Below are 25003 nucleotides of genomic sequence, written 5' to 3'. Positions count from 1 at the left end.
TGGCGAGCCGCGGCGAGCACCGCGCCCACCCAGCCCCCGCCGGAGAAGCAACCATGAAAGAGCTGACCTGGGACCAGACACTCAGCGTCGAGGTGCCCGAGATCGATGAGGACCACCGCCGGCTGGTGGATCTATACAACATCCTGAGCCACGCGGTGGCAGAGGGCGAATCCGCCGAGTACATCGCGGCGGTCACCGACGAGCTCATCGCCTGCACCGTCTGGCACTTTCGCCACGAAGAGCGGCTAATGCTCAAGCACGGCTATGACGGTCTCGCCGAGCACAAGGCCGAGCACGAGGAGCTGATGGCGAGCGCCAAGGACCTACAGCAGAAACTGCAGGACCAGGGCAAGACCGTATCGAGCGATGAGGTGCAATTTCTCGAGCGCTGGCTGATGGGGCATATCTACGGCGCGGACATGCCCATGGGCGCCTATCTATCGAAGGCGATGTAGCCCTGTGGGAGCGGCCTCTGGCCGCGACGGCGGACGCCCTGTCAACGCGCTTTGACCATCTCGTCTGCCGTCTCTTCGCCGTGCCGAGGCGCAGCCTCGGCACGGGCACACATGAAAACGCCCCCGCCCGGGGGCGTTCTCGCTGGCGGGGCCGGGGCCGGTGATCCTGGCACATGGAAAGAGGCGTCGGAATGGCTTGCTTTGCGCGGGGGATAGCTCGCGATCGCGGCCCGGCGAAAAGGCTTTCGAAGCATCGCGCTGACGTGATGTTTGCGTTGCTGTAGTCTGACGGGATTCTGTGGTGGCCAGCTGAGCCGAAGGGCCGATCACAACCCGCTTGCGCAGGGGCGACGCCGGTGCAATACGAGATACATATCGATTGGGACGATGAGGCAGAGGTTTGGTACGTGGACGACAGCAACGTCCCAGGCCTGGTCGGCGAGGCCGCTACCTTGGAGGCCATGATGGCTTTGCTGAGGGTACGCGTGCCGGAGATGCTGGAAGAGAACAGTTGCCCGAGCGGCGACGACATCCCGCTTCGGCTGCTGACCAACGCAAGCCTCGGGCAGATGCGTGCAACCGGTTGAATGGGCGCAAACTATACGCCTGAGCTAATTCGCCGCCTGAAGACAGCCGGCTGCCGTTTCGTGCGACGGGGCAAGGGCGATCACGACATTTGGGAAAGCCCGATTTCGGGGCGGCGTTTCCCGGTGGATAGCAAGATCGTGTCACGGCATATGGCGAACACCGTACTAAAGCAGGCGGGTTTGCCACCGTCGTTTTGAGGCTCATACGGGCTCCGCTGCAACCACCGGAGACGATGAAGGGTTTCGGCCCCGGAAGTGGAGCCGCGACGACGGCGCGTGGAGGCGAAGCTTCGGTGCGCGCACGGCACGAACGCAAGAACGCCCCCGGCTGGGGGCGTTCTCGCTGGCGGGCCCTGGGGCCGGTGATCCCGGCCCCGTCGCTGGCTAGGCTTCCTCGGCCACTGCCGCCTTTTCCTTCGGCTTGCCGATCTCGGAGATGGGTACAGCGACCTCGCCTGGTCCATTGAGGCTTGATCCGTTGTATTGGGCGATCTGCTCGTCGGTCATCTGCTGATCGCCGCCGCCGCAGGCCATGGCGGCATGGGCCGGCTCGGCACCGCCGCAGGCCTTGATGGAGGCGCTGACACCGCTGGGCTGGGCTGCGGCCTGTGGGCGCTTGGCCGACGGGGCCTTCTTCCAGGCGTTGTGGTCCGGCTCCTCGATCTTGGAGGCGGACTTGTCGTAGTCGAAGCGGATCAGCTTCTTGAACATCGGCCCCCAGTAGTTCTGCTGGCCGAGCTGGTAGAACTTGCGCTCGAAGGCGCTCTTGAAGAAGGCCTTGATGCAGCCGATGAGATAGCGGCGGCGGAACGGGTCCTTCACCCAGGGGTACTGGAACAGCATGCGCTTCATGTAGAAGCGCCGGTAGTTGGCCATGACGCCGTCGAGCAGCTCGGCGCGGTCGATGGTGTCCGGCTTCATGATGGGCGAGACGAAGTTGTACTTGGAGTAGTCGAAGACCTCCACCTTCTCGCCCAGCTCCGTGAACATATCGGAGAAGGGCCAGGGGGTGAACATGGACCAGTTGGCCATGTCGGCGCCCCAGTCCATGACCATCTGGTAGGTCTCCTCCAGGGTCTCGCGGGTCTCGTTCTCCAGTCCGACGATGAACTGCGCCTCGGTGACGATGCCGTTTTCCTGCAGCAGCTGCACCGCGCGCTTGTTCTGCGCGACGGTGGTCTCCTTGACGAAGCGGTCCAGGTTCAGCTGTGCAGCGGCCTCGGTGCCCAGCGAGATGTGCACCAGCCCCGCCTTGCGGTAGAAGGGCAGCAGCTCCTCATCGCGCATGACGTCCGTCACGCGGGTGTTGATGCCCCACTGGATGTCGAGGTCGCGGTCGATGAGCTCCTGGCAGAACTCGATGAACTTGGCGCGGTTGATGGTGGGCTCCTCGTCGGCGAGGATGAAGAAGCCCACTCCGTGGACCTTCTTCAGCTCTTCGATCTCGTCCACCATCTCTTTCGGGCTGCGCACGCGATAGTCACGCCAGAACTTCCACTGCGAGCAGAAGCTGCAGGTGAAGGGGCAGCCGCGGGCCATGTTCGGCGTTGCCACCGGCACGCCGAGCGGGATGTAGATGTACTTCTTCCAGTCCAGCAGGCCCCAGTCCGCCTTGATGCTGTCGATGTCCCGGATGGACGGCTCGGCGGGGGTCGCCACTACCGCGCCGTCGTCGCCGAGGAAGGCGATGCCGTTGATCTGATCGCGCTCGTTGGGCCAGCGGCCCTCGTCGATGGCGCGCACCAGGTTCAGCGTGACCGCCTCGCCCTCGCCGCGGACGATGGCGTCGATCCAGGGCGCCTCCGCGAGCACCTGCTTGAACATGAAGGTCGCGTGAATGCCGCCGAGGACGGTGACGGCATTCGGGCATTCTTCCTTGGCGATCTCCAGCACCCGCTGCGCGGCATAGATCATCGGCGTCATGGCCGTGGTGGCGACGACGTCGGCCCCGGCCTCGCGGATGGCGATGCGCAGCTGTTCATCATCCAGGTCGTCCACCAGGGCATCGACGAACAAATAGTCCACGTAGCCGCCGGCCTTGAGGTAGCCGGCGACGTACGTGACCCAGGCCGGCGACCAGTTACCGGCGATATCGGCGGCGCCGGCGCTGTAGTTGGGGTGGACGAAAAGGATGCGCATGGATCGGCTCCGTGTCGGTGAGCGTCGGTCGCGGACAGGCACCGGCGACTGCGTTAGGGTGGCGGCACGCCGCTCGGGAGTGGGCGGCAGGCGTGCTGCGGCGGTTCTGGTGCGGGCGAGTGTCGGCGATGGCATCGGTGCGCGTCATTGAGCCCCATCTATCGTTGCGCTGATGCGGGTGTCAGGGCGCCCGGTCCCGGATCGGGGACGGCGGCGCCCGGCCGGCTCGGACCGTTCCGACTCGCCTGCCCCCGGATGGTACTGCGCATGGCGCGCGTCGCCAGCGAAATAACTGTCATTCCGCCTTTCCGTTGACCGGTGTCAAGCTCACTGGACACCTGTCTAGCCATGATCTTCCGCCATGAAGCACTGCGCGCTGATCGGTATCGGTCCGGGCCATCCGGACTTTCTGACCCTCCAAGCCATGGCCGCCATGCGCCGGGTGGACGTCTTTTTCCTGCTGGAGAAGGCCGGCCGTGGCAAGGACGAGCTCCTGGCGCTGCGCCGTCAGATCCTGCAGCGCGTGCGCCCGGCGGGAGACTATCGGGAGCTGAGCGTGCCGAGCCCGCCGCGACCGCGGGCTGTAGACCAGGACGGCGACGCCTACCGGGCCATCGTCGCCGACTGGCATGCGCAGAAGCGGCGCATCTTCGCGGATCTGCTGACCCGCGAGCTCGCTGACGGGGAGACCGCCGGCTTGCTGCTCTGGGGGGACCCGGTGCTCTACGACCAAACCATCAGCATGGTCGAGGCGGTGGCTCGGGACCTGCCTGAGCCCGTTGCAGTGAGCGTGATCCCGGGCATCAGCGCCGTGCAGGTGCTGGCGGCACGCCACCGCATCCCGCTGAATCGCGTCGGCGAGTCGGTGCAGATCATCACCGGGCGCGAGGCGGAGGAGGTGGACCCGGCGCAGATGCACAACGCCGTCGTGATGCTGGATTACAACGCGTCCTTCCAGCGCTTCGTCGGCCAGGACCTGGACATCTACTGGGGCGGCTACCTGGGCGCCGAGGACGAGGTGCTGATCGCCGGGCCCCTGGACGAGGTTCTGGAGGAGCTATTGCGTGTCAAGGTCCAGCTGCGCGAAAAGAAGGGTTGGCTCATGGACACTTATCTGCTGCGACGCCGGCTTGACCATGAGGCCTGAGCGTCTCCCGTGCCTGCGGGTCGGGGCCCTGTCGGGATGCTTCCATTTGTTGCGTCTGCGACATATCGGGCGCGCGTGTCTCGGTGTCGCGCGTCGCGCATGCCTCTGAGGCAGCGCAGCATGCCGAGTGCAAGATCGGCAACGGGGAGTGGCGCGTTGCTTGCTTCCCTGTGCTTGCGATGCCTTGGACGTTTCGGGCTGGCTCAGGTCTCGCCTGAGCACAGCCCGACCTGTCGCGACCGCGACGCCTGCCCGACGCCGGCCCTAAGGACCGCCCATGTTCCCGACCAAGCCCGATTTGCAGGACTATCTACAGCTGTTCCATCAATACGGCGGTGATCTCACGGGGCTCTATCGAGCGCCCGACGATGATCGCTACGCGCTGCTGTTCGAGCAGGTGGCGCGCCTGCTGGTGCGCCCCTCGCCATTCAATTTGCGACTCCCCGAGCCCTTGCGCATGGCGGCTCGACGCTACCGCGACGGCCGTCGGCCCACGGTGGCTAGACTGCGTGAGCCGGCCAACCGCAACTTCATGCTGTCGGAGCTGCATGACCTGGTGATGCTGAAGGGCGGCCTCGCCGCGACCCGTGCGCGCAAGGCCGATGACACCGAGATGGCCTAAGTCAGGCTAAGTCGAGTCGGGCTAAGTCTGGCTGGAGTGCGCCTCCTGCGGCCAGGAAGCCGCCCGGAACACTGGGCAGGCGGCTGAGGGCGCGCTTGCCATGGCTCAGAACGCACCGGTGGCGCCGGCGGTGATGATGGAGAGCATTTCGCCATTGATGGTAATGGCGATGGCCTGGAGCTCCGGCGGCAGCTCGTAGGCATTGATGATCATGTCCAGGTTGAGCATCTCCAGCCAGACTTTGCCCTCTTTGTCCTCAACCAGCGCGATGCTGCAGGGCATATAGGCCGCATAAATGGTGTTGAAGCGCACCATCTTGACGGCGTCTTCCGGCCGGCAGAACTGGAAGATCTCCAGCCGCGGCGAGTCGACGCCGCGAGCCTCCAGCTCTTTGCCGACATTTTGGTGCCCCACCAGCTTCATGTTCAGCTCGACGGCCTTGGAATTCATGGCATCGACGGCGTCGTCCGGTGTCACGCCCTCGGCGAGGCCCATCTTGAGCACCGTCTGGCCGATCTCGTACATGTTGACGTCCGGCGCGCTCGCCGGGTCTTGAGCGACGGCGGTGGCCGTCGGCAAACCGACACCCAGCAGCAGGGCGGCGGCAAAGGAAAGCAGTGTTCTGGTCATGCGTGTTGACTCCTTAGGTGGATCGGGCCGGCGTGGTTCGGGCCGGCGTTCGTACTGACCGGCCGCGGTGGCTCGGCGACCGGGTGGAGCGCAGACGGTGCGGCGGGCCTGGCCGGCGCTCAGTCGTCGTCTTCTTCTTTGTCGTCCAGTGAGGCGATCCAGGCCAGGATGTCCAAGAGCTCTTCGTCCTCGTAGGCCTTGAAGGTCTCGTCCTCCGGGTCGTCGGCGTGGATTCGCTCTTTGCTCTTGAACAGCTCGATCTGGCGGAGCAGGTATTCGTGGTACTGACTGCGCAGCGGCGGCGACTCCTTGCGCGTCTTGCCCTCCGCCTTGCGGCCGTGGCAGGTCTTGCAGTCGTAGCGGTACAGCCGCCGGCCGCTGCGGGCGCTGCCCGCCTCCGGCCCCGGCACGTCGATGTCCAGCTCCATATCTGAAATGTAGGCGGCCAGGTTCACCAGATCTTGGTCTTCGGCGGTCTTGAGGGCGCCCACTACCAGCATGGCATCGTAGCCGCGCACGCCGGTTTGATAGTCTTTCAGGGCGTTCAACAGGTAGTAGTCGGGCAGTCCGGCGATGCGCGGATACTTACCGCCCAGGATGCCCTGACCGTGCTTGCCGTGGCAAAGCGCGCACTGGCGGTACATCACCGCGCCGGCTTCGCGGTCGGGCTGCATGTCCAGCAGGTCGACCTCGTCGTCCTCGTCGTCGTCGGCGAAGACGCCGGGGGCCATGAACAGCACTGCCAACAGCAGGCTCAGCGTGATCAGTCGCAACGTGTAAAAGGTCGACGCAAAGGTGCTCGGCGTACGGGGGCGCTTTGGGGCCATGTGCAGACGCTCCAGGGTCCTAATGGGGTAATCGGCCCGGCGGCTGCCGCCGCCCGGGCCGCACGGCGCGCACGAAACGTGCGCTGCCGACGCGGTTATTGTCGGTTCGGATGCTGTGCGTGACGCCCCGGGGACGGCTGTCGGACCGCGCGACGGACCGACCGCCGCAGCAAGTTGTTGCGCAGCTCGTGTGCCACCCCATGGCGTCCAGCACCCTGCAGCCGGCGGTAACATAGAAGATCGCTCAGGCGCCTGCAACCGCGGAGGCTTTTGGGGGTTTACGGGCATGCCCGTCGTGGCTCGGAAGGAGGGTCAGCGCCGTAAATAGACCATCTCCATGGGCAGGCCGATGACATCGTGCTCCGGCACCGCGGGCAGCCGACCCAGGGCGCCCGCATCTTCGAGGCCCAGGGCCGCGGTAAGGGCCAGTATCGCGGCGTCGAGGATGTCATCCTGCGCCACGGCGCGGCGGGGATGGGCCTGCGCCACGGCGTCCAGATGACGCAGGCAGTCCGGGTCGAGGGCCGAGAGCAGCCGCCGCCGCTCCGCCTGTCCCGCCGGCTTGCGCTTGTTGTACTGCATGGCCCGGCCGCCGGCGAGTCCCCACAGGCAGACTTCCGGGTGGGCTTCGCGCAACCGCTTGCGCAGTGGCGCATCCCCTGCCAGCAGCGCGTCGACCTCCTTGATCTTGCCGGCGATATTCCAGGTTTGCTTGGACAGCGCGCGGCCGGTGTGGCGGCGGTTGACCTCGCAGGCGTGGGCGTAGTCGCGGGCGTCGAGGGCGGCGCGGCAGGGCGGGCGAAAGATACTGCTCGCGCGCGGGCGCCCGAGGAGTGCGCGGGCGGCGCGATCACAGCCGCGCTCGTCGGCGCCGGCGGTGAGCAGGCCGATGGGCATGTCCACCAGCGTCATGGCGCTGGCGGCGATGACCGGCCGCAGCGCCGCCAAGTCGGCGGCCAAACCGCCGTCCCAGCGCCCGCCGGCGTGACGGCACCAGACCCAGCCGCCGCGGCAGCCGTCGATGCCCACCGCAGGTCCGCTCACGCAGCCGTGCGCGGCCTGGGGCCGGGGCTGCTGCCGGTGCGCAGCCCCCGGCTTAGGTCGGCGCCGGTGTCGTCGCCGCTGGCCAGGGCCCAATGGATGGACGGCGGTGCGGCGAGCTCGCCGCAGACCCAGAGCTGCTCGCCGACGCGCATCGGACCCTGCGGTGCGGTGACGCCGGCGTGCTGCACCGGCAGGGCCTGCGGCAGACGGTAGACGGCGAGGCGCTGCCAGACATCCACGTGCTCGCCGTACCAATCCCGCAGCTGGCGGCGCACGGCGGTCTCCAGCGCGTCCGGGTTGTGGCGGGCGCCGAAGACGTTGACGCACACCAGAGCCTGGCCGGCGGGGGCGTAGTGTGCGGACAGGTTGCTCGGGCAGAGCAGGCTGTTGATGGGGCCCTCGCCGGTGGCGTTCAGCACCAGATAGGGGCCCGCGAACGGCGCCTCGGGCGCTGCGAAGTAGAAGCAGGTGGTGCCGCGGGTGGCGGTGGGCTCGCGGCCGAGAAGGCCCGCGGCCGCTGCCCCGTCGGTGGCGAGCACCGTGGCCCGGGCGCGCAGCCGCGTGCCGTCGGCGAGACGCACGCCGTCGGCTTCGAGCCGCTCCACCCGCTGGCCGGTGCGCAGGGTCTCGGGTGCGAGTCGGCTTGCCAGCTGCAGCGGGATCTGCGCCATGCCGCCGGCCGGCAGCGCCGTGTCGCCGAGGGCGAAGGCGCGGAAGACGAACTCGAAGGCACGGCTGGAGACCTCCAGCTCCGGCTCGAAGAAGACGCCGGCGAAGAAGGGCCGGAAAAAGCGCGTCTGGATGCGCTCGGAGAACCCGAGCTCGCCGAGCAGCGCCGGTGCGGACCGCTCCGGACGTGCATAGAGGTCCGCCAGGTCGCCACGCAGTGCGCGGCGGCGCAGAGCCAGGAGCCTCAGCTTGTCGCCCAGGCTCCCCACCGGCGAGACCAGCATCTCCGGCAGCTGAGCGGGGCGGCGCCAGATGTCGCTGACGCGGTGGAAGGCGTCGCCGATGCGCACCAGCGCGCCCGGGTAGAAGGACCGCAGGTCCAGGGCCTCGTAGTCCAGCAGCCGCTGCGCCGCCGGGTACCAGGTCTGGAGCACCTGGAAGCCGCGGTCCAGCAGGAAGCCGTCGCGCTCGTCGGTGGCGATGCGCCCGCCCGCGCGGTCCGCCGCCTCGAGGACCAGGGGGCGCAGGCCCTCGCGCTGCAGGCGCAGGGCGCAGGCGAGACCGGCGAGGCCGCCCCCGATGACGATGACATCCGCATCCACTTGTGTGGCTCCTCCTCGGCGTTGGCTTGGGGCTGCAGCCGGTGTTGCTCAGGTTGTGGCCAGGGATTCGCGCAGCCGCGCCGCCCGGGTGCGGATGGCGGCGAGCCGCTCGCGGTCCAGGCGCTCCAGATTGCGCCACATGAGCGCGGTGCGCGGATGGCCCGAGAAGCGCTCCCGGTGGCGTGCCAGAAAATCCCAAAACAGCGTCGTGAACGGGCAGGCGCTGTCGCCCACCGCCTGCTTCGGGTCGTAGGGGCACCGGCGGCAGCAGTTGCTCATGCGCTGGATGTAGGCGCCGCTGGCGGCGTAGGGCTTGCTGGCGAGCAGGCCGCCGTCGGCGAACTGGCTCATGCCGAGCGTATTGGGTGCCTCCACCCATTCCACGGCGTCCACGAACATGGCCAGGTACCAAGCGTGCACTTGGCGCGGCTCCACCCCCAGCAGCAGCGCGAACAGGCCCGTGACCATGAGCCGCTGGATGTGGTGGCCATAGCCGCGCGCCACCACCTGACCCAAGGCGTCCGCGAGGCAGGCGTAGTCGGTGTCGGCGCTCCAGTAGAAAGCGGGCAGCGGCGCATGGGCGTCCAGGGCGTTGGCGTCGAGATAGCCCGGCATCTGCCGCCAATAGAGACCCCGGACGTACTCCCGCCAACCGAGGATCTGGCGTACGAAGCCCTCCACCGACGCGATGGGCGCCCGCCCCTCGTGGTAGGCGCTCACCGCCGCATCGATGGCCCGGCGCGGCTCCAGCAGCTTTAGGTTCAGCGCCGCCGAGAGCCGCGCATGATAGAGGTAGGGCTCGCCGGTCCAGATGGCGTCCTGGTAGGGGCCGAAGGCGGCGAGCCGATGGTCGATGAAGTCAGTCAGCGCCGCCTCGGCCTGCGCCGGCGTCACCGGCCAATCGAAATGCCCGAGGCCGCCGGGGGCCTGCGGGAAGCGGGCGTCCACCAGGGCCATGACCTCGCGGGTGACGGCATCCGGCGCGAAGCCGACCGGTGCCGGGAGCGTCCCCGGCCCCTGCTTGCCGAAGCGCTTGCGATTGTCCTTGTCGAAGTTCCAGGCGCCGCCCGCGGGCTCGCCGTCGACCATGAGCACGTCATGGCGCTTGCGCATCCAATGGTAGAAATTCTCCAGGCGCAGCTCCTTGCGGCCGTCGGCCCAGGCGTTGAAGTCCGGCAGCGGGCAGAGAAAATGTCCGTCTTCCAGCACCCGGAGCGCCACGCCGGCGTCGGCGCAGGTCTGCTCCAGGGCTTGCTGGACGCGATACTCCCCCGGCTGCACCACGTGCACCTGCGCGGGGGCCAGCGCGGCCAGGTCCGCCGCCAGCGCCGCGTCGATGCTCGGATGGTCATGGGCATCCAACGCCAGGTAGCGCACGCGCAGGCCGTCGGCCCGCAGGCGCTCGCGGAAGTGGCGCATCGCGGACAGAAAGAGCGCGGTGCGCGCCTTGTGGGAGGGGACATGCGTGGCCTCCGACGGCGCCTCGCACAGCCAGATCAGGTCCTGCTCGGGATCGCAGCCGTCGAAGAGGCGGCTGTCGGCGTTCAGCTGGTCGCCGAGGACAAGCAGTAGCCGGCGGGGTGATGGCTCGATGGTGTCCATGCGCCGATGCTCAGGCGTTGGCGGCGCGCGCCGGCGCCGGCGGTGCCGATGACCGGTAGGCGAGCTGGCGCTCGAAAATCGCACGCACGCTGTCGATATGGTCCGCCTGCGCCGCGGTCTTGTCGCTGCGATAGCCCTTGACCCGCGCGAAGCGCAGGGCCAGACCCGCCGGGTACTGGCGGCTCTGCTGGAGCTCGTTGAAGGCGATCTCCACCACCAGCTCCGGGCGCACATGCACCACATGGCCGTCCCGAGCCACCTCCCGCGCGAGCAATTGCTGCGTCTGCCAGGCGAGGACCTTGTCCGTCAGGCCTTTGAAGGTCTTGCCCAGCATCAGGTAGCCGCCGGCGGCGTCGCGGCAGCCGAGGTGCAGGTTGCTAAGCCAGCCCCGGCGGCGCCCACTGCCCCACTCGGCGGCGAGCACCACCAGGTCCAGGGTGTGCGCCTGCTTGATCTTGAGCCAGTGGCTGCCGCGGCCGCCGGCGGCATAGGGGGCCTGCGGGTGCTTGGCCATCAGCCCTTCGTGGCCGGCGGCAAGCGCCGCCTGCAGAAAGCCCTCGGCCGCCGCCGCATCGCCGTCGGCGAGCCGCGGGATCAGCAGCGCCGGCGGCAGGGCGTCGGCGAGTGCGGCATGGCGCTCGCGGGTCGGGGCGTCGATGAGCGTCTCGCCGTCGCGGGCCAGGCAGTCGAAGCAGAAGACCGTCAGCGGCAGCCGGGCCCGCAGCTCGGGGTCGTCGCTGTGGCGGCCGAAGCGGCGCATGGTGGTCTGGAAGGCCCGGGGGCGGCCGTCGGCGGCGAGCGCCAGAGTCTCGCCGTCCAGCACCAGCTCGCGGGCGGGCAGGGCAGTGACAGCGTCGACCACCTCCGGTAGGGCGGCCGTGACCTCGTTGCCCTGGCGGCTGTAGACCCGCACGGTCTCGTCCTGCTTGTGGATCTGCACCCGGGCGCCGTCCAGCTTGTACTCCAGGATGGGGTGGGGCAGCTGGCTCAGGGCGTCGTCCAGATCCGCCGCCGGCTGCGCCAGCATGGGCAGCAGCGGGCGGAAGACTTGCAGGCGCAGCGCGTCCAGTCCGGCGCGGCCATCGCTGCGGGCGATGGTCGCGACCTCCGCGATGTCCCCGCGCAGCATCTGCGCCCTGCGAACGCCGGCGGCCGGGATCTCGAAGGCGGCGGCGACGGCGTCCACCACCAGTGATTCCAAGGCCCCCTGGCGGAGCTCGCCGAGGATCAGGCGCCCGAGGAACTGCTGCTCCTCGCCGGTGGCGCGGGCGAACAGCTCGGCGAGCGCCTGCGCACGTCGCGCCTTGGAGCCGGCGCCGCTGATGTCGGCGACGGCCGTCAGCCGCGCCATGGCGTCGGCGATGGTGTGCGTCGGTGCCGCCGCCGGCGCCGTGGCCAGCGCGGCCCGCACCTGCGCCGGGCCGATGCCGAGGCTGCGCTCGGCGGCCTCGCCGGTGCCCCAGCGCGCGGCGGTGCCGATGTCCGCGGCGTCCGCGCCGCGCAGCAGCGCCGCCAGCCGGGCGACCTTGGCGCTGCGGCTGCGCGTGGCCGTCAGGTCCGCGGAGGTGCGCGCCAGGTCCTGGACGGTCAGCATGCCGGCAGGCGGGTGCGGCGGGTGCGGCGGGGCGCCGGTCTCAGTGGTATTGCTCGGTGGTGTAGTGGCCCGGCTCGTGGCGCTTGTGGCGCTGCATGCCGCGCGCTTCCAGCCAGGCGCGCACGTCCTTGATCATGGCCGAGTTGCCGCAGAGCATCAGGTGGCTGTCGTCGGGCGTGATCTCGGCATCGGCGGCGGCCTGGAGGCTACCCTGCTCCAGCAGATTGGTGATGCGGCCCTGGAGCGCTGTCTCGCTGCTGTCGCGGGTGAGCGCGGTGATGAAGGTGAAGGCGTCTTCGTGGGCCGCCTGGATCTCGGCGATGGTCTCGCCGTAGGCCAGCTCGCCGGCGTTGCGGGCGCCGTGCACCAGGATTACGCGCTCGAAGCGCTCCCAGGGCACGGCGGTCTTGAGCATGGACAGGTACACGCCCAGCGCCGTGCCCGTGGCCAGCATCCACAGATGCCGGCGGGAGACCACATTGTCCAGCGTAAAGACGCCGCTCGCCTTGTCCGAGACCCAGACGCGGTCGCCCACCTCCAGGTAGGAGAGCTTGGGCGTCAGAGGGCCTTCGGGGATCTCGTTGAAATAAATCTCCAACGGGCGCTCGTCCGGGGCGTTGACCAGCGAGTAGGGGCGACCGACGCGCTCCCCGTCCACCTCCAGCGCCACTTTGATGTATTGCCCAGCCGTGAAGTCCGGCAATGGTGCGTCGATCTGCAGGCTGTAGAGCTCCTGCGACCAATGCCGCTTACCGGTGATGTTGCCTTCGAGCCATTCGGCCATGGATGCTGCTCCTAACTTGTTGGAAACGGGCAAGCTTGGTTCGATCGCCCGGCATTTCAAAGGTTGAACAGGGGTTGGACAAGCGTCTTGCTCGACGCTCGCCGTGTGCCCGGGGCCGCCCGCCGGTGGATTGTGTTCCGCGCTCACTGCACCATATCGGCCTTGTCCAGGTTTTGTTTAACCCAAAACGCCGGAGCCTGACCATGATCCGCAACCGCCACCTGTTACTGCTGCCGCTGCTGCTGGGAGGTTTGCTAATGACCGACAACGCCAACGCCGCCTGCGCCCCGACGCTGGAGTTCGACAAGCGCCGCCTCGCCGGGGATGAAACCGTCAATCTCTGTGACGCGTACAAGGGTAAAGTGCTGCTGGTGGTGAACACCGCGAGCAAGTGCGGCTTCACCGGCCAGTACGAAGGCCTGGAAGCCTTGTATGACAAGTACCGCGAGCAGGGCTTGGAAGTGCTGGGCTTCCCGTCCAACGACTTCGGCAACCAAGAGCCGGGCACCGAGGCGCAGATCAAGGATTTCTGCCGCCTGACCTACTCGGTGGAGTTCCCGATGTTCGAGAAGGTGAGCGTCAAGAAGGGCAAGGCCGATCCCTTCTACGAGTATCTGGCGCAGCAGACCGGCGTTTATCCAAAGTGGAACTTCTACAAGTATCTCATCGACCGCGACGGTAAGGTGGTGGACGTCTACTCCAGCATCACCTCGCCCAGCAGCAAGAAGCTGGTGCGCACCATCGAGCGTCTGCTGGCGAAGCCGGCGTCCTCCTGAGACCGTTCCCTCTGAGCAAGCGGCCGCCGAGCGCGCGGCCGCCCTCGCGGCGGCGGCCGGCGCCGTGGCCCCGCCAGGAGCCGGGCGCGCCGCCGCTGTTGCATGCATCTCGGCTAGACTGCGCGTCGGAATCCATCGCCGCCGCACTCTACGCTCATGCTCTATCTGCTCGCGCTGCCGCTGCTGATCATCCTCGGCGTGCTGGTCTTCCTGCTCCTGCAGCCGGGGGAGATCAATGTCCGCCGCTCGCTGCACATCCGCTGCAGCCCCGAAGACGCGTTCGAGCGGGTGCGGGACCTGCGCGGCTGGCGGGACTGGAGCCCCTGGCTGCTGCACGAGCCGGACGCACAGCTTAGCTACAGCGACGCGCCCTCGGAACCCCGCGGCTGGTACGCCTGGAATGATGAGCGCATCGGCGCCGGGCGCATCACCCATGTCGCGCTGCATCCGCCTGAGCGCATCGAGCAGCGCATCGATTTCAAACGGCCGCTGAAATCCACTGGTGCCGTGAGCTGGGAATTCGTGCCGACCGAGCGGGACAGCGCGACGGCCACCGACGTCTACTGGAGCATACGCGGGCGGATGCCTTTCCTGCTGCGCTTTCTCGCACCCATGATGTCTCAGCTCATCGGCAAGGACTTTCAGCTCGGCTTGGTACGCCTGCGGTCCCTGCTGGATCCGGCGGCGCCGAAGCTCGATATCCGCTTTCCGGGCACCACGGAGCTGCCGGCGCAAACGGCGCTGACCCTGGGGCTCAATGGCGGCGCCAAGGACATGGCGCAGGCGATGGAAGAAGGCTTCGCGCGCATTCGCGCAGCGCTCGCCGAGCGCGGCCTCCAGCCCGCCGGCCCTGCCTTTACCGCTTACTATATGGCCGCGCCCAAGGCGGGCCGTTTTCGCTGCGACCTCGCCGTTCCGGTGCCCGCAGGCACCGAGGCCGGCGAGCTTGCCGTCAAGGAGCTTTCCGGCGGCCCCTGCCAGGCTACCGAAGTCGCCGGCAGCTACGATTTTCTGGACCTCGCCTGGCACGCGGTAATGGCACACCTGCGCATGACCAAGCGCCAATGGGACCGCTCGCGTCCGGCGCTGGAGGTCTATGTCTCCGGCCCCGAGTCGGTGGCCGGCGACGACGCGCTGATGACGCACATCTACGTGCCCATCAAGACCGAGTCCTGAGCGCGGCGGCGATCTTGCCTTTCAACGCGGCGCCCGGGCGCGTCCGTCGGGCTTCGCTGGCGCTCAGCGCCGACCTACACCGCGACCCGCCGAAGCGCGGGCACCGTGGGAGCGGCATCCCTGCCGCGATCCCCCCAAGCGAGCGCGCCGTGGGAGCGGCATCCGTGCCGCGATCTCCCCAAGCGAGCGCAAGTCGCGCCAGGGATGGCGCTCCCACAGGTCCGCCGTCTACCCCTTGACCGTCACCACCTGCTTTAGTGTATGCACCACGTCCACCAGCGCTGTCTGGTTGGCCATCACGGTGTCGATGTCCTTGTAGGCGCCCGGGATCTCGTCGATCACGCCCTTGTCCTTGCGGCACTCGACGCCCTCGGTCTGTGCGGCGAGATCCGCCCGGTTGAAGCGCCGCTTGGCCTCCGCCCGGCTCATGCGCCGGCCGGCGCCGTGGGCACAGGAGCAGAAGCTCTCCGGGTCGCCTTTGCCGCGCACGATGTAGGAGCGCGCGCCCATGCTGCCGGGGATGATGCCGAGATCCCCCTTGCGCGCGCGGATGGCACCCTTGCGAGTCAGCAGCACGTCGCGGCCATAGTGGTGCTCGTGGGCGACGTAGTTGTGATGGCACTCGATGGCCTCGTCGGTGACGCTGAAATCCGGCAGCCGGCCCTGTGCCACCTGATGGCGCAGCGCCGCCAGGATCAGCCGCACCATCTGCCGGCGGTTCTCCAGCGCATAGTGCTGGGCCCAATCCACGGCCTCCACATAGTCGTCGAAGAGCGCGCTGCCCTCGGCGAGGTAGGCCAGGTCCCGGTCCGGCAGGCGGATGTCCAAGCGCTCCATCTCCCGGCGGGCCTGCTCGATGAAGAACTGGCCGATGCGGTTGCCGATGCCGCGGGAGCCGGAGTGCAGCATGATCCAGACGCGGTCGGACTCGTCCAGGCAGAGCTCGATGAAGTGGTTGCCGCCGCCCAGGCTGCCGAGCTGGCTCTGCCAGCGGGCGTCGATGACCGGATACTTCGCCTGGATGCGCTTGAGGCCGGCGGCGACGCGCCCGAGCCCCGCCTCGCACCAGCGCCCGTCCGGGTGTCCCGCGAAGCCCACGGGCACGTCGCGCTCGATCTGTGCCCGCAGCCCCGCCAGGTTGTCCGGCAGCTGATCCGCGCGCAGCGACAGCCGCAGCGCATTCATGCCGCAGCCGATGTCCACCCCCACGGCCGCCGGCACGATGGCGCCCACCGTGGGGATCACCGGGCCGATGGTCGCCCCGAGGCCCCAGTGCACGTCGGGCATGGCCGCGACATGGTGGTGTACGAAGGGCAAGGCGGCGACGTTCTGAAGCTGCCGCGCAGCGGCCTCGTCGATATCGTCGGTGAAGACCTTCACCGGCACGGGCGCGTGGCTGTGGTTGTGATGGGTTGACATGGCTTCCGGCTTCAGCGTTGGGTGTTCGGTCTGCCTCAGTGCGCCTCCAGCTTGCCGAGCTCCGAGAGGATGTCCAGCACCAGCTGCTCGCCCTGGCTGTCCATGCCTTGGGTGAGCTTGTCCGGATCGCGCTCGCCCTGGATCATGGGCCGGATGACCCCGGCGAGGCGCGCCATCTGGCCGCCGACGGTGCTCATCTGCTCGGCCATGTTGCCGATCAGCGCCAACGCCTGGGGGTTGCCGGTGGCGGCGGCGTGGATCATGTGTGCCAGGCCCGGGGCGGCCATGGTGGGGTCCTGGCGCTGGGCCGGGTCGGGCAGGGTGGCCGGGTCCTGCATGCCGCGCAGGATGGCGTCGGCGATGATCTGGTCCTCTTCGTCCAGGCCCTGGAAGACCTGCGGGCCGCGCTCGCCGGCGGCGATGCGCTTGAGCGCGCCTACCAGCTCCGCCCAGCCGCTTTGCTCGGCGTTGCCCAGCAGGGCGTCGAATTCCGCGCGGCGCTCGGCATTGCCGCAGGTGGCGGCCACCTGGCGGATGAATTCTGCGTGCACCAGGCGGATCTGCTCGTGGCGGTCTGGGTACTCGGGCATGGGGCCGGTCTGCCTCGCTGGGTCTAGGGTGCGGATGGGAGACAGTCAGGGGCTGGTCGGTGCCCGACTGGCAACATGACTGAGATGACGACAGATTTGGTGCGGCCCGGTCAAGCCTCGCTCGGGGCCGCTAGCAGGTCCAATTGGAAAAGCATGATGTTATGAAGGACTCTTCACAATTTACTGGAGAGTCCGATGGTCCTGAGGCCCAAACCCGAGCCCGAGCTCACTGCGCAGCGGTTCACGGCGGCAACGGTGGTGACGAGGATCCGCCGAGCGCTGGACGAGCCGCCCGACGCGCGCAAGGGCGGCAACAACCAGCGTTACGCGATGGGCGACGCGGGCCTGAGCGCGTTCTCGGTGTTCTTCATGCAGAGTCCGTCGTTCCTCGATTTCCAGGTGCGGATGCAGAAGGCGCGCGGTCGCAACAACGCCAGCGCATTGTTCGGCGTGCACAAGGGGTCCACTTTATAGGTTGGCACCGGTGTTCATGGATCTCGTCGGCAATCTGGTGGCAAGCGGCGAGCTGACCGCCCATCGCGCGCTCGGCGACGATCTGTACTGCCATCAGCCGTTCTGCGAGCAGGTGTTGGCGCAGGGCTGTGCGTTTCTCTTCGTCTGCCTGCCCGGCTCGCATGCGCTGCTCTACGAGTGGATCGCGGATTTCGAGCGCACCGCCGAGGTGCCGACGTTGGTACGCACCCGCTGGACCGGCAAGCAGCGCCTCACCGACACCTATCGGTGGCTCAACGACCTGCCGTTGCGCGATGGCGAGGAGGCCCTGCACGTTGGCTGGTGCGAGCTGACCACCAGCGATGCCGAGGGCAACGTCCTCTACCATAATGCCTGGGCCAGCTCGCAACCGATCAGCGCGGCTAACGTCATCGCCGTCGTCGCTGCCGGGCGCAGCCGTTGGAAGATCGAGAACGAGAATAACAACACGCTCAAGGCCAAGGGTTACAGCTTCGAGCACAACTACGGTCACGGCAAACGGCATCTCGCGAATCTGCTTGCCAGCCTCACCCTGCTCGCATTCCTCGCCCATACGGTGCTGGAGCCCGCTAAACCGCCGCCTACTGGCCGCGCCGCTGCGCCAGGGCGGCAAATTTAGAATTGTTGGCTGCATTGGCGGGAGCTTGACCGTGCTGCGCACCTCCGCTAGGTTCCAAGCGCAGACTCCGCGGGACCTGGCGAGACGCTTCTAGCCAGCGGGTGTGCCGACGCCAGGCGAAGTGCCAAGGGGTTATAAGCCGTACCAAGTCCTCGGCGATCCAAGCAACAATCCAATGATGTGAGCGAAATGCCCTTGAGGTCCATATCCGTCTGTTGCTGGACCCTTGCCCTAGTGGTGTCCGTCGGCGGTGCCTGCGCGCAGGGCGTCGTGGATCGCGCGCTTGCTGTGCAAGCGCTCAAGCACACCGACTACGGGCTGCGCTTACTGCGCGAGCATCAGCAAGAGGATGGTAGCTGGAACGACTCGGTGGCAACGACGGCATTGGCACTGCGCGCCTTTCTGGAATCCTACCAAGGGTATAGCGAGTCGGACGGAGCCTTCGTTACCCGACCCCTGACCTACCTGCTCGATCATGCCGCCGAAGACGGCGCGATCAGTGACCGCAAAACTGGGCGAGCACGGGACACGGCAACCGTGATGCTCGCGCTGCATGCGACCGACAATCCACGCTATACGCCGGTCGTCCAAGCGGCCGCGGGCTACCTGATCCGGAGTCAAGGCTCCGCAGACAACGGCATCCCAGAAACAGATGCCCGCTACGGCGCCGTAGGCGCGCATGAGGACGCACCGCCAAGCCTGGAGACACAGTACTGGGCGCTAGAGGCGCTCACGGCTGCCGGCGTTGACCTACCGCAGGGGTTCCGAAACCGGGCCGCCGCGTTCATCAGCCAACTGCAAAACTCGCGCCCCGGCAAGGACGAGTCCGGTGCTGATTACGCTGGCGGCTTCGTGTCCGCGCCCGAACAACCGCAGTCGGGCGCATCGCGAGCCACTGCCACCATGACCCACGCCGCCGTCGCAGCTCTGCGCGATGTGGGCATTCCGGACACTGACCCGCGCGTGGAAGCAGCACGGCGTTGGATTGCCGATCATTATAGCGGCGGCCTCCCAGTCACTGCTGCGGCAAGTCCGGACCCGTTCTTGTTCTTTGACGCCTTCGTGCGCAGTATGGTCGCAAGCGGCCAGCCTGTGATTGAGACCCCGAAAGGAGGCACACACAACTGGCGCAACGACGCCATCAGTACGCTGCTCGAGCTGCACCGACCCGATGGGTCCTGGGGCGTCAGGGCGAACGCGGTCTTGAGTGCCGAGACGGACCCTGTTCTGAGCACCGCGCGCAGTGTCAATGCGCTCAACCGCATCATCCATTCCTGGCGCTGAAGCGAAGGTGTTCGCCATGTGGACACTAGTGTCGGCGCCGCGTACAGCCTTAGCGGCCGGGCTTGTGCCTGTGCGCTAAAGGTCGTCGATTTTTCCTTTTTTGCGTATTAACTTCTACCGCCTCGGCAATACCCAAAATATTGGCATGGATTTTGCTTGACGCGGGCTGGCTCGCCGTCAACCTGAGTGCTTGCGTCGCGAGTGCTGCGGCATCGGCGGTGTATGCCAGACCTCGCCAAACACTGCCAGCCATGGAGAAACAGCATATGCGCCGTCCCCTTTCCGCTACTCTGGCCGTCGTTCTGTTGGCCCTTGGATATAGCATCAATGCCAAGGCGGATGAGCCGGTGCGGGTGATTTCGGATCGCACACCCTCGCATTTGGAGCCCCTGTTCGCGCTTTACACCGAGACCACCGGCGTGGAAATCCAGCCGGTGTTCGTGGACGAGGGATTGGTTGCACGGCTGAAGTCGCGCCCGACGGAAGCGGACCTGGTCATCACGAAGACAGCAGATCTACTGGAAGCGGCGAAGGCGGATGCCCTATTGCAGCCGTTCGAATCCGACGTGATCGTTACGGGCGTCGCGCCGGAGCTCCGCGACGTCGACAACACCTATGTAACCCTGTCGTATCGGCCGCGCTCTATTTTCGTGTCCAAGGAACGGGTGCAGCCCGGCGCCATTGCAACCTACGATGATCTCACTGATCCGCGATGGCGGGGACGAATCTGCATTCGCTCCGGCTATCACGACTACAATCTGAGCCTGTTTTCCCAGATGGCCGCGGACCGCGGCCTGGATGCCGCGCGCGCCTTCATCAAGGGATTGCACGAGAACCTTGCACGAACCCCCACAGGCAACGACCGGGCCCAGGTGCGTGCCGTCTACGAAGGGGAATGCGATCTCAGTATCGGCAACTCGTACTACATGCCCATTATGCTGAGCCGCGACGACCAACGGCCCTGGGGCGAGGCGACACGAGTGGTCTTCCCGGATCAGGCCGGGGATGGCGCCTACGTCATGCGGGGCGGTGCCGCACTGACCACCGCCACAGATAATTTGGAGGCCGCGACCGGGCTTCTGGAATACCTGGTCAGCGAGGAGGCCCAGGCGTTTATCGTCAACACGACATTCGAGTACTCGATTCTCGATAGTGTCGACATGCCGGCCGCGAACCGCGCCTTGGGCGCTGAGCAGCCGGAGGTGCAGGACGGCCGGTTCAAGGCGGAATTCATCCCGCTCGATGCCATCGCCGCACAGCGGCAGGCGGTGGTGCAGATCCTCGATGAGGTCGACTTCGACGGCAAGTAATCCATGCGGGCTACCATCCCCGGCGGTGTCGGCACCATCTCTGCCGTGGCGGCAGTCTTGGTGCTCTGCCTCTGTCTGGCGCCCTTCGGTTTCGTGCTCGTGCGCGCCCTTGGCAGCGGCGACTTCGCCGCGCTTGGCCACCTCGCAGGCACTGTCCTGCCCGTCTACGTCGCAAATAGTGCGCTGGTCGCGGGTCTGGCGACACTAGTCGCCATCGCGGTGGGCGTCGGCGGCGCCTTTCTTGTGAGCTTCTACGAGTTCTGGGGACGACGCAAGCTAACCGCTGCGCTGGTACTACCATTGGTGCTGCCGCCGTATCTGGTGGCTGTGGTCTACCGCGAGCTCTCTCACCTTGTCGCCTTGGCGCCGCGTGTCGATTCCCCGCTGGCGGCAGCGCTCGTTTTCGCGCTCACGCTATATCCGTTCGTGTACTTGCTCACGCGTGCTGCGTTTTTGCGGCTCGCTGGCAGTCAGTTGGAGGCCGGACAGTCGCTCGGCATCGCACGCGCTGAAGTGCTGCGCCGCGCGCTGCTGCCGCTGGCGGCACCAGGGATATTGTTGGGCGGCCTACTTGTGGCACTGGAGGCGATCAGCGATTTCGGCAGCGTCGATGCTCTGGGTGTGCGAACCCTGACCACGGCGATTTATCGCATCTGGTTTTCCATGTTTGATGCCAACCTGGCAGCGCAGGTGGCGGTAATCGCGTTGCTTTTGCCCCTCATGCTGGTAGGGGGTTATGCGCTGCTCACCCGCGGGCGTGGTTTCGCAAACCCCACCAATCGGCCACGGCCACCCGGGCGTATACCGCTCTCGCCGAGGCTCGGCGCTCTTGCTGCGAGCGCCTGCGCGCTGCCCGTTGTGCTGGGCTTCGGACTGCCCCTGCTGACGCTTCTGGCTTGGGCTGGCGGTGCGTTCGCGGTCTTGCGGCTGGAATCGCTGTATGCCGACGTAGCGAGCACACTCCTCGTGGCCACGGCGACGGCGGCCCTGACCTTGCTCCTCGGCACCTGGCTCGCGATCCAGGCACGGGCCGCCCGTGACCACTCATGGTCATCCGCGCCGCTCTGGGTCTTGAGCCTGAATTATGCTATGCCTTCCATCGTCCTCGCCATCGCGCTGCTGTTCCTCACCGGTTGGAGCTATACCACCGAGCTCGGCTCCGCGTTAGCCGATAGCCTGGTGTTGATCCTGCTGGCGACAACGCTGCGCTTCGCTGTCATCGCGCATTTCAGCGCTGAAAGCGGCTTGCGAAGCCTATCCCTTCGTCTGGACGAAGCCGTGCGCTGCACGGGCCGCGGCGGCTTTCATGGCCTGGTCCGGGTGCTGCTGCCCCAATTGCGCGGGCCATTGACAGTGGCAGGCCTGTTGGTATTCGTCATGTCCGCGCGGGACCTCACGCTGTCCCTGGTGCTTCAACCTTTCGGCTATGGCTCGCTGCCGCTGTCCATTCACCACTATGCCGAGCTCGACTTGTACGGCGCGGCGTCCGTCTACGCTCTGTGCCTGGCTCTGGTGTTGCTCTATCCGGTGCTCGCGCTGGAACGCCGGCTGGCGCAGGGTTAGGCGCCGATGCTCGCAGCCATTGGCATCACTCGGCGGGTCGGTAAGCGCACGCTGCTGGCCGACATCTCCTTCGAGCTTCCCGCGGGTGCCACGGCGACTGTGCTGGGCCCGAGCGGCAGTGGCAAGACTACTTTGCTTCGCACTCTGATGGGTCTAGAGCCGCCGGATGTCGGCGAGGTACATCTCGACGGTCGTTGCTTGGCGCGCCCAGGTTTACATGTGCCGCCGGAGCATCGCGGCATGGCCTTCGTTTTTCAGGAGTTCACGCTGTTCCCGCACCTGGATGTGCAGGCCAACCTTCACTTCGGTGTTCGCGGCCGGCGCCGCCGCGCCGAAGCGCGCGACCTGTTGGAGCTACTGGACATCGCACAGCTGGAACGTCGGCGCATCGACAGTCTCTCCGGCGGCGAGCAGCAGCGTGTCGCCCTGGCGCGGGCACTTGCGGTTCGCCCGCGGCTGCTACTGCTGGACGAGCCCTTCAGCAACATCGACAGTATGCTGCGCGACCAACTCTATGAACGTCTGCGGACTTGGTTGGCAGCGCAGGGCATCAGCACGATCATCGCCACGCACGACCATAAGGAGGCCTTCTACTTCAGTGATGCGATTCTCGTCCTGCGCGACGGTGTGCTCATCGATCACAATCCGCCACGGCACATCTATGAGACGCCGGCGGACGCCTGGACGGCGGAGTTCTTCGGCGCCGCGAACTTCCTCGCCGGGAGCACGCTCGGGCCGCTGGCACCCGGCCGCAGCCTGGAGCCTCACGGCCGCTACCTGGTGCGCCCTGAGGCCTTCGAGTTGCACACCGATGGTGACGAACCCAACGCCCAAGTGCGCTCGGTCATCTATTACGGTGCCCACCAGGACTTAGACTTGGCCTTGACCGGCAACAGCGCCCCGCTGCGCGTCCGCTGTGCCGGCACGCTGCGGCTGCAAGCGGGCCAGTCGGTGCGCATCCGACTGCGCGACGACGTGGCTCCGCATCCGCTCCCGTTCGCGGCGCCGGAATGAGCACCTGTTACGTGATTCCGGCCGAGGCCGCCGTCCAAGAGAGCGAGCTTCGTCGTCATGAAGATTCTGCGCATCCGCCGTGGGTATACCACCAACTCATCGGCCTACACGGAGTGGCTCCCGCCCCCGGGCGGAGGCAGCGCACAAGGCAGTGGCGCAACGGGGACGGCGCCGGGCGGTAGCGGCCCCGCTGCCTCTTCGGCACCGGCCGTATCGGGCACTCAAGCGCCTTCCGCGATGGCGGGCGCACAGACACAGCCACCGAGCCAGCTCGGCGGCAATAGCCTGCTGGTCGGCGGCCTTCTTGCGGCGGTGGTGGCCGCTTTCGTCGGCGAGCGCCTGCTGCGCCGGCTGCGGCCCGGCCGGCATCGGGTCGGAGACGCGGATGAGTGACCTCGCCGCGCTGCCGCTGGTACTGCGCGCAGAGCGCTTCGGCGGCGTGCTCTTCGACCCCGCCGACGCCACCTTTATTGAGCTGGATGAAGCGGGCTTCGGCGTGCTACAGAACTACGCCGAAAGGGGCCGTCCTCCGGCAGACCCGGTTGCGGCCGCGCTGCTGGACGCGGTAGCCGCTGAGGTGACCCGACTCGAGGACCGTGCGATTCGCATCGTGGATGTCGGTGTGCCCGCGCCGGATGCCCCGGTGCCGACGCTGACGGCACCGTCGTTGGTAGATTTCCAGATTACCGAGCAATGCCATCTAGGCTGCCCGCATTGCTATGCAGCCTCCACGCCGGAAGGGACGCATGCACGTCTAGAGGACATCGAGCTGGCGCTGGCGCAAATCGCAGATGTCGGCGCATTTCAGGTGGCTCTCGGCGGCGGCGAGCCGCTCCTGCATCCGGCGCTGGAGCGCGTTCTGGTGCGCTGCCATGCACTAGGCATCGTCCCGAATCTGACCACCAGTGGCCTACATCTGAGCGAGGGCAATCTGGACCTGCTCGCGCGCTACTGCGGGGCCGTGGGCATCAGTCTGGAGGGCGTCGGCGAAGACTTCGACCGTTGCCGTGTGTCCGGCTTCAGGCGCTTTGAGCGGACCCTCGACAAGCTCCTGGCCAGGGGCATCCGGGTGGTGCTGCAAGTAACCCTGGACGCCCAAAGCTTCGAGCATCTTAGCGCCATTGCCGCCTTCTGTCGCAGTGTGCGCGGTCTTTACGGCGTCATCTTCCTGGCCTTCAAACCCGTGGGGCGGGGACGGGGCTTCGGCACGCCACTCGCTGCTCTGCCTCACGCCGAGGTGCATGCCAAACTGCAACGGGCCTTTTTCAGCCTCGCCGAAGTGACACGGGTAGGCTTCGACTGCTGTCTAACACCCGGTGTCACCGGTAGTAGCGACGCCTTTGACGTGCATGCGGCAGCCTATCTCGAGGGCTGTTCGGCGCTGCGCTCGAGCATTGGTTTGCAGCCGAATTTGAACGTACTGCCTTGTACCTTCACGCCCGAGCACGTTGTCGGCAATCTGCGCGATACGCACCTAAGTAAAATCTGGGCCGGGCTCACGACCAAACGTTTCCGCAGGCATATTGCAGACCGCGCTGGTGACAACCCGCGCTGCTTGGACTGCCGTAAATACAGCTACTGCCTCGGCGGCTGCCCCATTATGGATCTGGTCAACTGCGGGCGAGACTACTTGGGCGCGGCGGTAGCTGGCCGCGTTTGATGCGGCGGGAGGGCTCGCTGGCGGACAGCGCCGGCACTGACAAGCCTTCACTTATGTCGCCGCCTGTCAGGGTTTGGGGAATGCGGGACTCTCTAGAAGATCGCGAGCATGGAGCCGGTGAGCGGATTCGAACCGCTGACCTACGCATTACGAATGCGTTGCTCTACCAGCTGAGCTACACCGGCGACGGGAACCTGTTCGGAGCTGAGCCCAAACTAGCCGAACATGATATGCAAATACCGTTTGGGCAGCAAGCGCGCAAGTCAGCCGCCAGCCCTGAAGCATGATCGGCCACCGGCGCAGCCGGTGGCGTCGGCGCGGTGATGTCGGATGTCGCCGAGCCGTTGAGCGGCGTCACGGGGCGGTTGATGCGTGGCCGCTGATGCGGTTTTCACTGT

The 25003-nt window shown here is 67.1% G+C and carries 25 protein-coding genes and 1 tRNA gene; 15 read left to right on the top strand and 11 right to left on the bottom strand.

The window, feature by feature from the left end:
* The first annotated feature begins 53 nt into the window (after nucleotides 1–53).
* The 3 genes from CKO31_RS07460 to CKO31_RS07450 all read left to right on the top strand — a co-directional run bounded on the left by CKO31_RS07460 (nucleotide 54) and on the right by CKO31_RS07450 (nucleotide 1240).
* A complete protein-coding gene (locus CKO31_RS07460; protein ID WP_200235527.1) occupies nucleotides 54–455 on the top strand; it encodes a bacteriohemerythrin in 402 nt (133 codons plus the stop codon).
* Nucleotides 456–811: 356 nt separating this feature from the next.
* The gene (locus CKO31_RS07455) at nucleotides 812–1042 is read left to right on the top strand and encodes a DUF1902 domain-containing protein (RefSeq protein WP_200235525.1); all 231 of its coding nucleotides are present in this window, start codon (nucleotides 812–814) and stop codon (nucleotides 1040–1042) included.
* Nucleotides 1043–1240, top strand: coding sequence for a type II toxin-antitoxin system HicA family toxin (locus CKO31_RS07450; protein WP_200235523.1), 198 nt, complete (start codon nucleotides 1043–1045; stop codon nucleotides 1238–1240).
* A 186-nt stretch (nucleotides 1241–1426) separates the two neighbouring features.
* Here the strand turns inward: CKO31_RS07450 and bchE are convergent, their stop codons facing one another.
* The gene (gene bchE / locus CKO31_RS07445) at nucleotides 1427–3181 is read right to left on the bottom strand and encodes a magnesium-protoporphyrin IX monomethyl ester anaerobic oxidative cyclase (RefSeq protein ID WP_200235521.1); all 1755 of its coding nucleotides are present in this window, start codon (nucleotides 3179–3181) and stop codon (nucleotides 1427–1429) included.
* A gap of 361 nt (nucleotides 3182–3542) precedes the next feature.
* Here bchE and cobF point away from each other — a divergent pair, with 361 nt between their 5' ends.
* On the top strand, nucleotides 3543–4328 hold the full coding sequence (cobF, locus tag CKO31_RS07440) for a precorrin-6A synthase (deacetylating) (RefSeq protein ID WP_200235520.1): 786 nt from the start codon (nucleotides 3543–3545) through the stop codon (nucleotides 4326–4328).
* 277 nt (nucleotides 4329–4605) lie between these two features.
* Nucleotides 4606–4950, top strand: a complete 345-nt coding sequence (locus tag CKO31_RS07435) for a hypothetical protein (protein WP_200235518.1) — start codon at nucleotides 4606–4608, stop codon at nucleotides 4948–4950.
* A gap of 105 nt (nucleotides 4951–5055) precedes the next feature.
* Here the strand turns inward: CKO31_RS07435 and CKO31_RS07430 are convergent, their stop codons facing one another.
* From CKO31_RS07430 to CKO31_RS07400, 7 genes are all read right to left on the bottom strand, one after another.
* Entirely contained in the window at nucleotides 5056–5580 is a 525-nt protein-coding gene (locus tag CKO31_RS07430) for a DUF302 domain-containing protein (protein WP_200235516.1), read from the bottom strand.
* A 119-nt stretch (nucleotides 5581–5699) separates the two neighbouring features.
* Nucleotides 5700–6407, bottom strand: coding sequence for a c-type cytochrome (locus tag CKO31_RS07425; protein ID WP_200235514.1), 708 nt, complete (start codon nucleotides 6405–6407; stop codon nucleotides 5700–5702).
* A gap of 312 nt (nucleotides 6408–6719) precedes the next feature.
* A complete protein-coding gene (locus CKO31_RS07420) occupies nucleotides 6720–7451 on the bottom strand; it encodes a DUF429 domain-containing protein (protein WP_200235512.1) in 732 nt (243 codons plus the stop codon).
* Nucleotides 7448–8722, bottom strand: coding sequence for a protoporphyrinogen/coproporphyrinogen oxidase (locus CKO31_RS07415; RefSeq protein ID WP_200235510.1), 1275 nt, complete (start codon nucleotides 8720–8722; stop codon nucleotides 7448–7450). Before CKO31_RS07415 ends, CKO31_RS07420 begins: the two co-directional genes overlap by 4 nt.
* A gap of 48 nt (nucleotides 8723–8770) precedes the next feature.
* On the bottom strand, nucleotides 8771–10324 hold the full coding sequence (locus CKO31_RS07410) for a cryptochrome/photolyase family protein (protein WP_200235508.1): 1554 nt from the start codon (nucleotides 10322–10324) through the stop codon (nucleotides 8771–8773).
* Nucleotides 10325–10334: 10 nt separating this feature from the next.
* The gene (locus tag CKO31_RS07405) at nucleotides 10335–11918 is read right to left on the bottom strand and encodes an ATP-dependent DNA ligase (RefSeq protein ID WP_200235507.1); all 1584 of its coding nucleotides are present in this window, start codon (nucleotides 11916–11918) and stop codon (nucleotides 10335–10337) included.
* A 40-nt stretch (nucleotides 11919–11958) separates the two neighbouring features.
* Nucleotides 11959–12702 carry a ferredoxin--NADP reductase gene (locus CKO31_RS07400; RefSeq protein ID WP_200235504.1) on the bottom strand — a complete coding sequence of 248 codons (744 nt, stop codon included), beginning with the start codon at nucleotides 12700–12702 and terminating at the stop codon, nucleotides 11959–11961.
* Between the two features lie 203 nt (nucleotides 12703–12905).
* Here CKO31_RS07400 and CKO31_RS07395 point away from each other — a divergent pair, with 203 nt between their 5' ends.
* Both CKO31_RS07395 and CKO31_RS07390 read left to right on the top strand, forming a co-directional pair.
* On the top strand, nucleotides 12906–13478 hold the full coding sequence (locus CKO31_RS07395; RefSeq protein ID WP_438874004.1) for a glutathione peroxidase: 573 nt from the start codon (nucleotides 12906–12908) through the stop codon (nucleotides 13476–13478).
* Between the two features lie 156 nt (nucleotides 13479–13634).
* Nucleotides 13635–14654, top strand: coding sequence for an SRPBCC family protein (locus tag CKO31_RS07390; RefSeq protein ID WP_200235502.1), 1020 nt, complete (start codon nucleotides 13635–13637; stop codon nucleotides 14652–14654).
* A gap of 228 nt (nucleotides 14655–14882) precedes the next feature.
* Here the strand turns inward: CKO31_RS07390 and CKO31_RS07385 are convergent, their stop codons facing one another.
* Complete coding sequence (locus tag CKO31_RS07385; protein WP_200235500.1) at nucleotides 14883–16073, bottom strand: RtcB family protein; 1191 nt, start codon at nucleotides 16071–16073, stop codon at nucleotides 14883–14885.
* A 35-nt stretch (nucleotides 16074–16108) separates the two neighbouring features.
* Nucleotides 16109–16663: a hypothetical protein gene (locus tag CKO31_RS07380; RefSeq protein ID WP_200235498.1), complete on the bottom strand. Its 555-nt coding sequence runs from the start codon at nucleotides 16661–16663 to the stop codon at nucleotides 16109–16111.
* 195 nt (nucleotides 16664–16858) lie between these two features.
* Here CKO31_RS07380 and CKO31_RS07375 point away from each other — a divergent pair, with 195 nt between their 5' ends.
* From CKO31_RS07375 to CKO31_RS07340, 8 genes are all read left to right on the top strand, one after another.
* A complete protein-coding gene (locus CKO31_RS07375) occupies nucleotides 16859–17137 on the top strand; it encodes a hypothetical protein (protein ID WP_200235495.1) in 279 nt (92 codons plus the stop codon).
* Nucleotides 17138–17153: 16 nt separating this feature from the next.
* Nucleotides 17154–17774 carry a hypothetical protein gene (locus CKO31_RS07370; RefSeq protein ID WP_200235493.1) on the top strand — a complete coding sequence of 207 codons (621 nt, stop codon included), beginning with the start codon at nucleotides 17154–17156 and terminating at the stop codon, nucleotides 17772–17774.
* Nucleotides 17775–18044: 270 nt separating this feature from the next.
* Nucleotides 18045–19058, top strand: a complete 1014-nt coding sequence (locus CKO31_RS07365; protein WP_200235491.1) for a prenyltransferase/squalene oxidase repeat-containing protein — start codon at nucleotides 18045–18047, stop codon at nucleotides 19056–19058.
* Between the two features lie 251 nt (nucleotides 19059–19309).
* Nucleotides 19310–20368, top strand: coding sequence for an extracellular solute-binding protein (locus CKO31_RS07360; RefSeq protein ID WP_200235489.1), 1059 nt, complete (start codon nucleotides 19310–19312; stop codon nucleotides 20366–20368).
* Nucleotides 20369–20371: 3 nt separating this feature from the next.
* Nucleotides 20372–21931, top strand: a complete 1560-nt coding sequence (locus CKO31_RS07355) for an ABC transporter permease (RefSeq protein ID WP_200235487.1) — start codon at nucleotides 20372–20374, stop codon at nucleotides 21929–21931.
* Between the two features lie 6 nt (nucleotides 21932–21937).
* Nucleotides 21938–22945, top strand: coding sequence for an ABC transporter ATP-binding protein (locus tag CKO31_RS07350; protein WP_200235485.1), 1008 nt, complete (start codon nucleotides 21938–21940; stop codon nucleotides 22943–22945).
* Between the two features lie 237 nt (nucleotides 22946–23182).
* Nucleotides 23183–23338 carry a hypothetical protein gene (locus tag CKO31_RS07345; protein WP_200235483.1) on the top strand — a complete coding sequence of 52 codons (156 nt, stop codon included), beginning with the start codon at nucleotides 23183–23185 and terminating at the stop codon, nucleotides 23336–23338.
* On the top strand, nucleotides 23331–24605 hold the full coding sequence (locus tag CKO31_RS07340; protein WP_200235481.1) for a radical SAM/SPASM domain-containing protein: 1275 nt from the start codon (nucleotides 23331–23333) through the stop codon (nucleotides 24603–24605). Before CKO31_RS07345 ends, CKO31_RS07340 begins: the two co-directional genes overlap by 8 nt.
* A 109-nt stretch (nucleotides 24606–24714) precedes the next feature.
* Here the strand turns inward: CKO31_RS07340 and CKO31_RS07335 are convergent.
* Nucleotides 24715–24790 (bottom strand) — tRNA-Thr (locus CKO31_RS07335).
* Nucleotides 24791–25003 lie beyond the last annotated feature (213 nt).

It is taken from the genome of Thiohalocapsa halophila (assembly GCF_016583825.1).
GTDB classification, from domain to species: domain Bacteria; phylum Pseudomonadota; class Gammaproteobacteria; order Chromatiales; family Chromatiaceae; genus Thiohalocapsa; species Thiohalocapsa halophila.
Note: the sequence above shows the minus strand (reverse complement) of the source record. Positions and strands in the feature narration are given on the sequence as shown.

Excerpts from the sequence above, each read along its gene's own strand:
- CKO31_RS07435 (WP_200235518.1), top strand. The coding sequence starts at position 4,606 with ATGTTCCCGACCAAGCCCGATTTGCAGGACTATCTACAGCTGTTCCAT.
- CKO31_RS07355 (WP_200235487.1), top strand. The coding sequence starts at position 20,372 with ATGCGGGCTACCATCCCCGGCGGTGTCGGCACCATCTCTGCCGTGGCG.
- CKO31_RS07350 (WP_200235485.1), top strand. The coding sequence starts at position 21,938 with ATGCTCGCAGCCATTGGCATCACTCGGCGGGTCGGTAAGCGCACGCTG.
- CKO31_RS07410 (WP_200235508.1), bottom strand. The coding sequence starts at position 10,324 with ATGGACACCATCGAGCCATCACCCCGCCGGCTACTGCTTGTCCTCGGC.
- CKO31_RS07450 (WP_200235523.1), top strand. The coding sequence starts at position 1,043 with ATGGGCGCAAACTATACGCCTGAGCTAATTCGCCGCCTGAAGACAGCC.
- CKO31_RS07385 (WP_200235500.1), bottom strand. The coding sequence starts at position 16,073 with ATGTCAACCCATCACAACCACAGCCACGCGCCCGTGCCGGTGAAGGTC.
- CKO31_RS07460 (WP_200235527.1), top strand. The coding sequence starts at position 54 with ATGAAAGAGCTGACCTGGGACCAGACACTCAGCGTCGAGGTGCCCGAG.
- CKO31_RS07340 (WP_200235481.1), top strand. The coding sequence starts at position 23,331 with ATGAGTGACCTCGCCGCGCTGCCGCTGGTACTGCGCGCAGAGCGCTTC.
- bchE (WP_200235521.1), bottom strand. The coding sequence starts at position 3,181 with ATGCGCATCCTTTTCGTCCACCCCAACTACAGCGCCGGCGCCGCCGAT.
- cobF (WP_200235520.1), top strand. The coding sequence starts at position 3,543 with ATGAAGCACTGCGCGCTGATCGGTATCGGTCCGGGCCATCCGGACTTT.
- CKO31_RS07425 (WP_200235514.1), bottom strand. The coding sequence starts at position 6,407 with ATGGCCCCAAAGCGCCCCCGTACGCCGAGCACCTTTGCGTCGACCTTT.
- CKO31_RS07380 (WP_200235498.1), bottom strand. The coding sequence starts at position 16,663 with ATGCCCGAGTACCCAGACCGCCACGAGCAGATCCGCCTGGTGCACGCA.
- CKO31_RS07400 (WP_200235504.1), bottom strand. The coding sequence starts at position 12,702 with ATGGCCGAATGGCTCGAAGGCAACATCACCGGTAAGCGGCATTGGTCG.
- CKO31_RS07360 (WP_200235489.1), top strand. The coding sequence starts at position 19,310 with ATGGAGAAACAGCATATGCGCCGTCCCCTTTCCGCTACTCTGGCCGTC.
- CKO31_RS07405 (WP_200235507.1), bottom strand. The coding sequence starts at position 11,918 with ATGCTGACCGTCCAGGACCTGGCGCGCACCTCCGCGGACCTGACGGCC.
- CKO31_RS07345 (WP_200235483.1), top strand. The coding sequence starts at position 23,183 with ATGGCGGGCGCACAGACACAGCCACCGAGCCAGCTCGGCGGCAATAGC.
- CKO31_RS07375 (WP_200235495.1), top strand. The coding sequence starts at position 16,859 with ATGGTCCTGAGGCCCAAACCCGAGCCCGAGCTCACTGCGCAGCGGTTC.
- CKO31_RS07370 (WP_200235493.1), top strand. The coding sequence starts at position 17,154 with ATGGATCTCGTCGGCAATCTGGTGGCAAGCGGCGAGCTGACCGCCCAT.
- CKO31_RS07390 (WP_200235502.1), top strand. The coding sequence starts at position 13,635 with ATGCTCTATCTGCTCGCGCTGCCGCTGCTGATCATCCTCGGCGTGCTG.
- CKO31_RS07395 (WP_438874004.1), top strand. The coding sequence starts at position 12,906 with ATGATCCGCAACCGCCACCTGTTACTGCTGCCGCTGCTGCTGGGAGGT.
- CKO31_RS07430 (WP_200235516.1), bottom strand. The coding sequence starts at position 5,580 with ATGACCAGAACACTGCTTTCCTTTGCCGCCGCCCTGCTGCTGGGTGTC.